Below are 11349 nucleotides of genomic sequence, written 5' to 3'. Positions count from 1 at the left end.
AGAGCTGCCAGGTCAGCAGCCGCACGGCGTCGGAGGACAGCCGGGGGTGCCGGATCAGGTCGTGGGAGAACTGGGAGAAGCCGCGCGGGGGCGCGATATTGTGCCGGTAAATCACGGTGGAGTCCTGTTCCACTGGTGGTTCAGGCCCTCGCGGACGGTTGCCGCCGCCGCGGGGGCTGATTTGTTGCGACAGTACCGCACGGAGCGTGCGCGAACGTACGCGTTGAGTGAAGAGGTTTCCTGTCGCGTTACTGCTTTCTCACGCGCCGACGGGCCAGAACCGGATGAGGTAACGCTCCACCCCGTGACCGGTGCCCTCGCCCTCCGACAGGGCGGCGGCCTCGGCCCGGCCCGTGCAACTGACCCGCACGCGCCACGCCCCGCCGGAGTTCCCCAGCACGATCACGTCGTCCGCCCGGCCGGTGTGCATGGACCACACGGCGACCTGGCCGCTCGTCGACTCGAAGTCGGCCTCGGCCTGCTCGTCCCAGCCCGACGGGTCCTCCTGCGGCGGCGGCCCGTCCCACACCTCGACGGTGACCGTGGCGGTGTGGGTGTGACCGCCGCTGGTGATGTCTAGACGGCCGGGGTGTGCGCTGAGGAAGGCGCTGTGGTCGAAGTCGTCGGGGAACGGGACCGGCAGGTCCGCGTCGTCCGACTCCTGCAAACCGAATGCGTGGTACCCCACATACGCGTCCACGCGCTGCTGCCGGACAAGTTGTGCTACGAGCAACCCCTTCGGGATTCCGATGCCGGTTCCTTGCCGGAACGGTAGGCGGCCGGTGCGGTGGGTCGGCTTCGGCGAGGGATTCACCCGAAAGCCGGAACATGTCCAGTGCCGGGCAGGGTTGATGCGTGTTTGTCCTACGGTGCGAGTACGGGTGACCGGTGGACGGATGTGCTGAGGGGGCTGGTGCGATGGAGCCGGGAGCGGACTCGGGTGCGGGCGTGGAGGGCGGCGCGGGCGCCGATTCCAACGGGGAGTTCCTGCGCTGCTTCGGCCGCCAGATGAAGCTGTTGCGGGAGGCCACGGGGCTGACGCAGGCGCAGTTGGGCGAGCGGGTCGGGTACGGCGAGGCGCAGATCGCGGCGGTGGAGCAGGGGCGGCGAATTCCCCGGCCGGAGCTGGTGGACGCGGTGGATCGGGAGGTGGGGGCGCGAGGGGTGTTGGTGGCCATGAAGGGGGAGGTGGCGAAGGCTCGGTATCCGGGGTTCTTCCGGCGGTACGCGGAGCTGGAGGCACAGGCGGTTGAGTTGCACGCCTACTCCGACCACGTGGTCAAGGGGATTTTGCAGACGGAGGAATACGCACGCGCGGTCTTCCGCATGTGGCGTCCGCTGTTGGACGAGGAGACGATCGAGCAGGGCGTGACGGCACGTATGGAGCGCCGGAAGCTCTTCGCTCGTCGGCCTGCTCCGTTGCTGAGCTTCGTCATCGAGGAACATGTTCTGCAGCGACCTCTCGGAGGTCCGGAGGTGCTGCGGGGCCAACTGGAACAACTGCTGCTGTACGGGCATGAACGCAACGTCGAGTTGCAGGTCATGCCGACGCGGCGCGACGAGCACGCGGGACTGGCGGGTCCTTTCACATTGATCCATCTCGCCGATCAGCGCAGGATGGCTTACATGGAGGTGCAGGACACAAGTGCCCTGTACTCGGACCCGAAGAAGGTCAGCCCGTTGGAGGCGACGTACAGAGTCCTCGCGGCACAGGCGTTGACTCCCAGGGAGTCGCTGGCCTTCATCCAGAAGCTGTTGGGAGAGCTATGAAGACAGGCAGCCCCGCGCCTGCCGCCGGCGAACTGCGCTGGTTCAAGAGCAGCTACAGCGCGGGCAACGGCGGTGATTGCGTCGAGGTCGCGGACGCCGGTACGGCCGTACTGATCCGCGACTCCAAGCGACCGGACGCGGCAATCCTCAATGTCCCCGCTGTCCAGTGGACGGCGTTCGTGCGGATGGCCGCAGGCGTCTGAGACGAACGAGGGGCGGTGGGGGCCTTTTGCGCTCCCCACCGCCCCTCGCTCTTGGCCGAAGGGCACTTCTCTGCTCACTGACTCTTCCTCTGTCGTCCGCGTGTCTTCCAAGGAGGCGCCGACCGGAACGGCGGCGCCGGTGGCGCGGAGGGCGGTCCGCCCTGTCAGTGGGGCCCGTTACCTTCGGGACATGTCGATCACCGCACAACTGCGCGACTCGGTGAGGCTGCCGGGTGGGCGCGCACTGGTCAACGGGTTCGCGCTGGAGAGCCGTGGGGACGGTTCGTGCCGCGCCCTCCTCCGGAACGGGCACGAGCTGGAGGTCCACGATCTCCGGGAACTGTTCGCGGGGGAGCGCGCGCCGACGGTCGTCTTCCCCCTGCCCTGGCCCCGGTGGGACCACGGCGTCCACTCGGTGAGCCCGGACGGCACGTTCGCGGTCTTCTCGGGACAGCGCGCGGTACGGGCCATGGGAACGGACGGCAGGACGCTGTGGGAGTACCGGCACGGCTGCTGGGGTCCCGAGCTCGGACACCCGCACACGGGGGACGAGCAGGAGGTGTGCCGGGGACTGGAGAGCGGCTCCTGCCGGGTCTCGGACGACGGCCGGCTCGTGTGGGCACATGTCATGGCGGAGCCGGAGCCGGGTGACCGGCAGGAGCGCTGGGTGGTCCTGGACGCCCGTGACGGAAGGGAGTTGGCCTGGCTGCCGCTGGTGGACAGCGCGGCGGCCGGTTCGAACCACCTCTCCCACCCGGACGGTGTCCACATGGGGCTGGGCATCGGCATGGGCCAGGACGGCGTCCTGCTGCACTGGGCGCGCTGGGACGGCGAGCAGCTGACCGGCTGGGGGGTGAACGAGGGCCTGGACCGCATCCTGATGGACGTCCATCCGGGACACCCCGGCTTCCTGACGGTCGAGCACTACGGGGCGGACCTGCGCCTGCACGCCCTGGACGGCACGGTGACTGCCGAGCAGGAGCCCGAATCGGCCGACGACGACGAGGACGAGGACGAAACTTACTGGGACTACGGCTGCGGCTTCGTCGACGCCGACACGGTCATCGCCTCGACGGTCGACGCCGACGAGGACCCGGAGCAGGCCCGCCACTGGCTGCTCGACGCGCACACGCTGCGGATACGCGGGGTGATCACGTACCCGACGGGCCCCGTCGACGGCTACGTGCGTCCGCTCGGCGACGGGACCTGGCTCACCTACGACGACAGGAGCGAGACGCTCCACCGCTGGACGCAGGCGGCGGTACCCGGGACGAGGTGACCGGCCTGCCCGGGGCTCCACCCGGCCGGGTCGCGGTCGGCGTCAGGACCCGTCGATCAGCTTCCGTACCTCCGGAGGAAGTTCCCCGCCCGAGTAGGCGGCCACGAAGGTGGTGTCGCCGGGGCCGTTCCCGACGGCGACGGCCACCTCGGGAGGGATGCCGTCCACCCTGTGGACGGTCGTCGTCTCCCCGGCCTGTCCTGTGTCGTCCCTCCCGCCGGTGTCGTCGCACGGCGGGAGGGTGGCGGAGCCGAGCTCCTCTCCCGCCGTGAACCGCACGCCGGCGACGTCCCGGTACGTGCGGTCCTGGTAGCGGACGCGGTAGGCGCAGGCCGCCGCCTGCTCGCCTCCTCCGTCGCCGCCGCTCTCCGACGTGCAGGCCACGGCCGACATCAGCACGGCCGCCACCAGAAGCAGTCCTTCGGTCCGCCCCGACCGGCGCATGGTTCCTCCCCGGCGATCGTCCTGGACGTGCACGAATCCGTGTACGTCGTGAGGCCGGAGCGACCGGGCCGACGTGCCCCGAACCGAAGACGTGTCCGGCCTCACGAGGACGACGGAGCGGATGCCGTATTCGTTCGATCAGCCGTCGTCCGGCTCGTCCGGCTCGTTCGTGAAGCCGTGGCCGTGGCCGTGGCCGTGGCCGTGTCCGCGGGAGTCGGACCGGGCCGGTCGGCGCGCACGGCCGCCGTCATGACTCCGTCGGCTCCGCCGCCCCCGACCGCGCCATCAGCCCCAGCCGGTCGTACCGCCACCAGCCCTCGACGGTCTCCCCGTTGCCGTTTCCTCCCGGGGAGCGGGAGCCGTCCCGCCGTGGCCGCGTGCCGGCCGGGACCGTCGGAACCGCCGGGCGATGGCTACCGGGGCCCGTACTTCCGTCCCGTCCGCGACGAGATCCCGCCCAGCAGCCCGCGCGGGACCAGCTTCGCCGCCCCCATCAGCGCCTTGTAGCGCGGATCCGGGATCGACAGCGTCCTGCCCCGGGCCAGGTCCGCGAGCGCCGCCGTGGCGACCTTGTCCGCGTCCAGCCACATCCAGCTCGGGATGTTGTCCGTGCCCATCCCGGCCCGCGCGTGGAACTCGGTGCGCACGAAACCGGGGCACAGCGCCATCAGCCGTACGCCGTGGCCCGCCAGGTCCTGCGCCGCGCCCTGGGTGAACTGCACGACCCACGCCTTGGACGCCCCGTAGGTCCCGCGCGGTACGAACGCGGCGGTCGAGGCGACGTTCACGACGCCTCCGCGCCCGCGCTCGCGCATCGCCTCCACCGCCGCCGACGTCAGCCGGAGCACCGCCTCGCAGTGCACCTTGAGCATCCGCAGCTCGTCGGCCATGGGGACCTCGAGATAACGGCCCCGGTGGCCGAAGCCGGCGTTGTTGACCAGCAGGTCGACGGGGTTCTTCGGGTCGCCGAGGCGGTCGGCCACCGCCTCGATGCCCTTGTCCTGAGCCAGGTCGGCGGTCAGCACCTCCGCCTCGATGCCGTGGCGGTCGTGCAGCTCGGTCGCCTGTTCGCGCAGCCGGACGGTGTCGCGGGCGACCAGCACCAGGTCATGTCCGTCGGCCGCCAGCCGCCGCGCGAACGCGGCACCGATCCCAGCCGTCGATCCCGTAATCAGAGCCGTTGTCATGGCGCAAGAGTAGTTACCCGGAGGGGAGCCGTCCGCTTCGTGTCATCCCATGGACACATGCCGTCAGGCCGTCGATTGCGCCCCGTACTTCTCCACGTACGTCCGCGCCGTCGCCAGAGCCTCCGGATGCAGCGCCGCGCCCGCCGCCAGCAGCCGGGGCAGCAGCGTCCGCTCGGTCGTCGCCGCGCGGAACTGCAGCGCGACCGTCACCTCGTGATCCGGCCGGTGCACGATCCGTACGGCGTCGCCCGCGCGTATCCCACCGGGCTGGATCACCCGGAAGTACGCCCCCGGAGCGCCCCGCTCCGTGAACCGCTTCACCCAGCCCTTCTCACCCAGATGGCCCTGGAAGGTACGGCAGGGGATGCGCCCGGAGGTCACCTCCAGCACCAGCTCCGGCCCGACCGCCCAGCGCTCGCCGATCAGGGCGCCGGAGACGTCGAGCCCCTCGGTGGTGAGGTTCTCGCCGAACGAGCCGTTCGCCAGCGTGCGCCCCAGGGTGCGCTCCCACTCGTCGAGGTCCTCGCGGGCCACGGCGTACACCGCCTGGTCGTCCCCGCCGTGGTGCCGCAGCTCGCACACGGCGTCCCCGGCCAGGCCGCTCCCGCCGACCCCCTTCGGCCCCGGCGCCGCCACCCGGACCGGCCCGTCCACGGGCCGCTTGTCGATGCCGGTCACGCCGTCGCGCTGGTCCGTGTACGGCACGGCCCGGGGGCGACCCAGGTTCACAGACAGAAGCTTCATGGACCGCACGGTAAGCGATGGGCGTCAAAGCGTCGACGCATTATCCGGCGCCGTGTCAAAGGTCGGCTTATCCTTGAGGGGTGATCGAAGCCCGTCATCTCCGCGTGCTGCGCGCCGTGGCCACCACCGGTTCCTTCTCCGCGGCGGCCCGTGCACTGGGCTGCACCCAGCCCGCCGTCAGCCAGCAGATGAAGGCCCTGGAGGCGTCCGTCGGCACGCCCCTGCTCATCCGCAGCGGCCGCGAGATGCGCCTGACGCAGGCCGGGGAGGCGCTGGTGCGGCACGCGGCCGGGATCATCGCCGGACTGACCGCCGCCGAGGAGGAGGTCGCCGCCATCGCCGGGCTCCGCGCCGGCCGGGTCCGGCTCGTCTCCTTCCCCAGCGGCAGCTCCACCCTCGTCCCCACGGCCCTCGCCGCCCTGCGCGCCGCCCACCCCGGCACCCGGGTCTCCCTGGAGGAGGCCGAGCCGCCCCGCTCCGTGGAGATGCTGCGCGAGGGCGACTGCGACGTGGCCCTCGCCTTCCGGTACGAGGGGGCGGCGGGCGCCGAGGAGTGGGACGACCTCGTCGTACGGCCGCTGCTGTCGGACCGGCTGGTGGGGCTCGTGCCCGAACGGCACCGGCTCGCCCGCGCGGAGTCGGTCGCCATCGGCGAACTCGCCGACGAGCCCTGGATCGCCGGCTGTCCGCGCTGCCGGGGGCAGCTGGTCGAGGTGTGCGAGACGGCCGGCTTCACCCCGCGCATCGACTTCGCGACCGACGACTATCCGGCCGTCGTGGGACTGGTCGGCGCCGGCCTCGGGGTGGCGGTGCTGCCCCAGCTGGCCGTCGAGTCGGTGCGGCCCAGGGGCGTGCGCGCCGTGGCGCTGGAGCCCGCCGTGCGCCGGGAGATAGTCGCGCTCACCCTCCCGGACCTCGCCCAGGTGCCGGCGGTCACCGCGACGCTGGAGAAGCTGGCCGGGGCGGCCGCCCGGTAAGGGGACGGGATGCGCGGGATATGTGGTCGCCGGCACCGCGTGTGAGGACCGGTTGGTCACCCCCAGTGACGAAACAAGGGCACGCGTGCGTGCCCCGTGTCCTTGAAGAAACGTTCCCTCAGTTGTCCGAAGCGGCGTGCCCGCCGGTGGCCGACGCCGACACCAGCCGGTTGCGCGCCCGCCCCATCAGCTCTTCGCGCTCGTCCTCGGTCAGTCCGCCCCACACGCCGTACGGCTCGCGTACCGCCAGCGCGTGTGCGGCGCACTCGGCGCGCACCGGGCACCTCATGCAGACCTCTTTGGCCGAGTTCTCGCGAGCGCTTCGCGCCGCGCCCCGTTCGCCCTCCGGGTGGAAGAAGAGCGAGCTGTCCACCCCGCGGCAGGCGGCCAGGAGTTGCCAGTCCCACAGGTCCGCGTTCGGTCCGGGAAGGCGGGAGAAATCTGCCATTGCGTGACCCCTTGTAGCCGTTCTGGGCGGATCCAGTGTCCAGACCGTACAACTACGATCCAAGGAGATGAAAATATGACTCATTGCGAATCTAGCCCCGGACACCAGCAAAGGGGAAGAAAAGGGTCTGAATGGGGCACGGGTTGTGATGAAAGTTCGGGGGTCCGCGCGCATATCTCCACCGTGTCCGTCTCCTCACGTAGAGTGCCGAAGGTGGCAGACGGCCCCGTAACTCTTTCGAGTGACCGTCGTTGAGAGTGCGAGGCGGTTGAAGGAAGAAGCGCCCGGACGGACGTCCGGGACGGTCGACCGCACAGGTGACGATTTCGTACCAGCCTGGAGGCTCAAGGTGACGCGCATCAGCTGCGGAGGACGGCCATGACTTCCGTCCTCGTCTGCGACGACTCCCCGCTTGCCCGAGAGGCGCTCCGCCGCGCGGTCGCGACCGTGCCCGGCGTCGAGCGCGTGACGACGGCCGCCAACGGCGAGGAAGTCCTCCGCCGCTGGGGAGCCGACCGCTCGGACCTGATTCTGATGGACGTACGCATGCCCGGTCTGGGCGGCGTCGAGACGGTCCGGCGACTGCTGTCCGCCGACCCCGGAGCGCGCATCATCATGCTCACGGTCGCCGAGGACCTCGACGGCGTGGCGCTCGCGGTGGCGGCCGGCGCGCGTGGCTACCTGCACAAGGACGCCTCCCGCGCGGAGCTGCGGGCCACGGTCACGCAGGCGCTCGCCGACCCGACCTGGCGGCTCGCCCCGCGCCGGCTGCGCTCCGCCGAGATGGGTGCGGCGCCCACGCTCACCGCGCGGGAGATCCAGGTCCTCGAAGGCATGAGCCACGGCCGTTCCAACGCCGAGATCGGCCGCGAGCTGTTCCTCTCCGAGGACACCGTCAAGACGCACGCGCGGCGGCTCTTCAAGAAGCTCGGCGCGTCGGACCGGGCCCACGCGGTGGCGCTCGGCTTCCGGTGGGGCCTGGTCCGCTAGGGCCCCGCGCGGGGATCGGCGCCGGGTGGCGAGCGGGGCCCCGCGCCCCGTACCGCGGACGGCGGGAGCCGGGGCACGACGCCGGGCGCCCGCGCGGCCCGGTGCGGGAACCGGGCAGCCGGTCCGGCACGATCCGAACGAGAGACCCGGGCCCGCCCCGGCGTGCGGCATCACACGGCAGCCGATACCGCGGGGGCCCGCGAGCGCTCCCGCCCGGGCCCCGACCGTCGACGCGACACCCCACGCGACCGCTCGCCCACGCGTCGGCCCCGGGCGAAACCCGCCGGCCGGCGGCGCGGGTTCCGGCGGCCACGGGGTTCCGCTGCCCGGTGGGGCGTGTTTCCGGCGGACGCGAAGCCTGCGGCCTCTGAAGGGCGCTTCCGGTGGGTGTGCGGAGTGCGACTCCGCGCGGTGTGCTGTCGGCGGTGTGGAGTCCGTGGCTCTGCACGGTGCGCTGCCGGCGGGACGGGCGGGTTTCGGCGTCGTGCGGTGTGCTTCCGGTGGGTGCGTGAGCCGTGGCTCCGTGCGGCGTGCTTCCGGCGGGGGCGAGGGGCGTGACTCCGCGCGGTGTGCTGTCGGCGCCCGGGAAGTCCGTGACTTTGGACGGCGCGCTGCCGGCGGGTGCGAAACCCGTGGTTCCGTACGGCGTACCACCGGCACCGCGGACCCGGACCGAGCCGCACGGCACGCCACGGAACAGGCCGGGCCGGCCCCGGGGCACGACAAGCCGGCACAGTCGGCCGGATCCGCCACGCCCGGGGTGCGAAAACCCCGCCCCACCAGCGCGTCGGCGGCAGCCGCCGGATGCCCGCTGCTCGTTTCGCCGAGGATGCCGCATCCTTGAGGTGTGGAGTTCCTCGGGGACGAGTCGGTCGAGCGGAAGAGGAGGGCGCAAGGGATGAGTTCCGGCGCACCTGCTCATAACGCTTCGGTGCACAACCAAGGACACGGTGCCGCGGACCAGGCGTCCGCAGGGCACCATGGACCGATGCGCGACGACGAGGCGGGCACTGCCCAAGGGGCGATCGGTGCGCTCGTCCACCGCGCGGTCGACGGGGACGAGCAGGCCACGCACGATCTGCTCGCCCATGTCCACCCCTTGGCGCTGCGCTACTGCCGCACCCGTCTGTCGCGGCTGCCCGGCGACGCCCGGCACTTCGTCGAGGACCTCGCCCAGGAAGTCTGCGTCGCGGTGCTCCTCGCGCTGCCCCGCTACAAGGACACCGGCCGGCCCTTCGAGGCGTTCATCTTCGCCATCGCCTCCCACAAGGTCGCCGACCTGCAGCGCGCGGCGATGCGCCACCCCGGCTCGACGGCCGTGCCCTCCGACGAGATGCCCGAACGCCCCGACGACTCCCTCGGCCCGGAGGAGCGCGCCCTGCTCAGCAGCGACGCCGAATGGGCCAAGAAACTGCTGGCCAACCTCCCCGAGAACCAGCGCGAGCTGCTCCTGCTGCGGATCGCCGTGGGCCTCACGGCGGAGGAGACTGGACAGATGTTGGGAATGTCACCCGGCGCCGTCCGGGTGGCCCAGCACCGCGCGCTGAGCCGGCTGCGTGCCCTGGCGGAGCAGTAACCGCCGCCGTCGCGCCGCCCCTTCGGCACATGAACGGACGACCAGCCGTTCCCGTACGAACATACGAAGCCCGGAGCCGTGCGAAACCGTGGAATGAGACACCCACGCTTCCCGTTAGCATGGACATCCGCACCGATCAAGGCCATTTGGGGAAGGTGTCATGACTGCCAACGTCGACGGAGTGCCCGGTAAATTCGCGACACTCGGGCTGACCTACGACGACGTGCTGCTGCTGCCGGGCGCGTCGGACATGGCGCCCGACCAGATCGACACCGCCTCGTACGTCTCCAAGAACGTGCGGGTCAACATCCCGCTGCTGTCCGCCGCCATGGACAAGGTCACCGAGTCGCGCATGGCGATCGCGATGGCCCGCCAGGGCGGCGTCGGCGTCCTGCACCGCAACCTGTCCATCGAGGACCAGGCCAACCAGGTCGACCTGGTGAAGCGCTCCGAGTCCGGCATGGTCACCGACCCGATCACCATCCACCCGGACGCCACGCTCGCCGAGGCCGACGCCCTGTGCGCGAAGTTCCGCATCAGCGGCGTCCCGGTCACCGACGGCAACAAGAAGCTGCTCGGCATCGTCACCAACCGCGACATGGCCTTCGAGACCGACCGCTCCCGTCAGGTGCGCGAGGTCATGACGCCGATGCCGCTGGTCACCGGCAAGGTCGGCATCTCCGGCCCGGACGCCATGCAGCTGCTGCGCCGCCACAAGATCGAGAAGCTTCCGCTGGTCGACGACCACGGCGTCCTCAAGGGCCTCATCACGGTCAAGGACTTCGTGAAGGCCGAGAAGTACCCCAACGCCGCCAAGGACGCCGAGGGTCGCCTGCTGGTCGGCGCCGCGGTCGGTGTCGCCGGTGACGCGTTCGAGCGCGCCCAGGCGCTGATCGAGGCGGGCGCCGACTTCATCGTCGTCGACACCGCGCACGGCCACTCCCGCCTGGTCGGCGACATGGTCGCCAAGATCAAGTCGAACTCCTCCGGCGTCGACGTCATCGGCGGCAACGTCGCCACGCGCGACGGCGCCCAGGCCCTCGTCGACGCGGGCTGCGACGGCATCAAGGTCGGTGTCGGCCCCGGCTCCATCTGCACCACGCGCGTCGTCGCCGGCGTCGGCGTCCCGCAGGTCACGGCGATCTACGAGGCCGCGCTGGCCGCCAAGGCGGCCGGCGTCCCGGTCATCGGCGACGGCGGCCTGCAGTACTCCGGCGACATCGCCAAGGCCCTCGTCGCGGGCGCCGACACGGTGATGCTGGGCTCGCTGCTCGCGGGCTGCGAGGAGTCCCCGGGCGAGCTGATGTTCATCAACGGCAAGCAGTTCAAGTCGTACCGCGGCATGGGCTCGCTCGGCGCCATGCAGACCCGCGGCGACCGCAAGTCGTTCTCCAAGGACCGCTACTTCCAGGAGGGCGTCGCCTCCGACGAGCAGCTGGTGCCCGAGGGCATCGAGGGCCAGGTGCCCTACCGCGGCCCGCTCTCCTCGGTCGTCCACCAGCTGGTCGGCGGCCTGCGCCAGTCGATGTTCTACGTCGGCGGACGCACCGTGCCCCAGCTCCAGGACAACGGGCGGTTCGTGCGGATCACCTCCGCGGGCCTCAAGGAGAGCCACCCGCACGACATCCAGATGACGGTCGAGGCGCCGAACTACAGCCGCGCGTAGCCGGCGGGCTTCGACGGGGGCGGCTCGGGACCATCCGGGCCGCCCCCGCCGTATGTCCGGGGCGG

Annotated in this window: 12 protein-coding genes; 7 read left to right on the top strand and 5 right to left on the bottom strand. The window is 71.5% G+C overall.

What is annotated here, in order from left to right; all coding sequences use genetic code 11:
* Positions 1–259: 259 nt before the first annotated feature.
* Positions 260–688: a hypothetical protein gene (locus tag ADK41_RS22725; protein WP_234318883.1), complete on the bottom strand. Its 429-nt coding sequence runs from the start codon at positions 686–688 to the stop codon at positions 260–262.
* A 230-nt stretch (positions 689–918) separates the two neighbouring features.
* On the opposite strand from ADK41_RS22725, the gene ADK41_RS22720 reads away from it, so the two are divergent.
* The 3 genes from ADK41_RS22720 (at position 919) to ADK41_RS22710 (ending at position 3252) form a co-directional block, all read left to right on the top strand.
* A complete protein-coding gene (locus tag ADK41_RS22720; RefSeq protein WP_051843251.1) occupies positions 919–1770 on the top strand; it encodes a helix-turn-helix domain-containing protein in 852 nt (283 codons plus the stop codon).
* Positions 1767–1973, top strand: coding sequence for a DUF397 domain-containing protein (locus ADK41_RS22715; RefSeq protein ID WP_030829575.1), 207 nt, complete (start codon positions 1767–1769; stop codon positions 1971–1973). Before ADK41_RS22720 ends, ADK41_RS22715 begins: the two co-directional genes overlap by 4 nt.
* A gap of 190 nt (positions 1974–2163) precedes the next feature.
* On the top strand, positions 2164–3252 hold the full coding sequence (locus ADK41_RS22710) for a hypothetical protein (protein WP_030829579.1): 1089 nt from the start codon (positions 2164–2166) through the stop codon (positions 3250–3252).
* A gap of 42 nt (positions 3253–3294) precedes the next feature.
* On the opposite strand, the gene ADK41_RS22705 is transcribed toward ADK41_RS22710, so the two are convergent.
* The 3 genes from ADK41_RS22705 to ADK41_RS22695 form a co-directional block, all read right to left on the bottom strand.
* Positions 3295–3696, bottom strand: a complete 402-nt coding sequence (locus ADK41_RS22705) for a DUF6281 family protein (RefSeq protein WP_030829582.1) — start codon at positions 3694–3696, stop codon at positions 3295–3297.
* Between the two features lie 413 nt (positions 3697–4109).
* Positions 4110–4883 (bottom strand): SDR family NAD(P)-dependent oxidoreductase, encoded by a 774-nt coding sequence (locus ADK41_RS22700; RefSeq protein ID WP_030829585.1) that lies wholly within the window; start codon positions 4881–4883, stop codon positions 4110–4112.
* 63 nt (positions 4884–4946) lie between these two features.
* Positions 4947–5627: an MOSC domain-containing protein gene (locus tag ADK41_RS22695; protein WP_030829588.1), complete on the bottom strand. Its 681-nt coding sequence runs from the start codon at positions 5625–5627 to the stop codon at positions 4947–4949.
* 80 nt (positions 5628–5707) lie between these two features.
* Here ADK41_RS22695 and ADK41_RS22690 point away from each other — a divergent pair, with 80 nt between their 5' ends.
* On the top strand, positions 5708–6604 hold the full coding sequence (locus ADK41_RS22690) for a LysR family transcriptional regulator (RefSeq protein ID WP_030829591.1): 897 nt from the start codon (positions 5708–5710) through the stop codon (positions 6602–6604).
* Between the two features lie 118 nt (positions 6605–6722).
* Here the strand turns inward: ADK41_RS22690 and ADK41_RS22685 are convergent, their stop codons facing one another.
* Positions 6723–7052: a WhiB family transcriptional regulator gene (locus ADK41_RS22685; RefSeq protein WP_030829594.1), complete on the bottom strand. Its 330-nt coding sequence runs from the start codon at positions 7050–7052 to the stop codon at positions 6723–6725.
* Between the two features lie 378 nt (positions 7053–7430).
* Here ADK41_RS22685 and ADK41_RS22680 point away from each other — a divergent pair, with 378 nt between their 5' ends.
* The 3 genes from ADK41_RS22680 (at position 7431) to guaB (ending at position 11284) form a co-directional block, all read left to right on the top strand.
* Positions 7431–8042: a response regulator transcription factor gene (locus tag ADK41_RS22680; RefSeq protein WP_003948568.1), complete on the top strand. Its 612-nt coding sequence runs from the start codon at positions 7431–7433 to the stop codon at positions 8040–8042.
* 988 nt (positions 8043–9030) lie between these two features.
* Entirely contained in the window at positions 9031–9618 is a 588-nt protein-coding gene (locus ADK41_RS22675; protein WP_030829597.1) for a sigma-70 family RNA polymerase sigma factor, read from the top strand.
* A gap of 160 nt (positions 9619–9778) precedes the next feature.
* Positions 9779–11284 carry an IMP dehydrogenase gene (gene guaB, locus ADK41_RS22670; RefSeq protein WP_030829600.1) on the top strand — a complete coding sequence of 502 codons (1506 nt, stop codon included), beginning with the start codon at positions 9779–9781 and terminating at the stop codon, positions 11282–11284.
* Positions 11285–11349: the final 65 nt, after the last annotated feature.

The organism is Streptomyces caelestis (genome assembly GCF_001279005.1).
Taxonomy (GTDB): Bacteria; Actinomycetota; Actinomycetes; order Streptomycetales; family Streptomycetaceae; genus Streptomyces; species Streptomyces heliomycini.
Note: the sequence above shows the minus strand (reverse complement) of the source record. Positions and strands in the feature narration are given on the sequence as shown.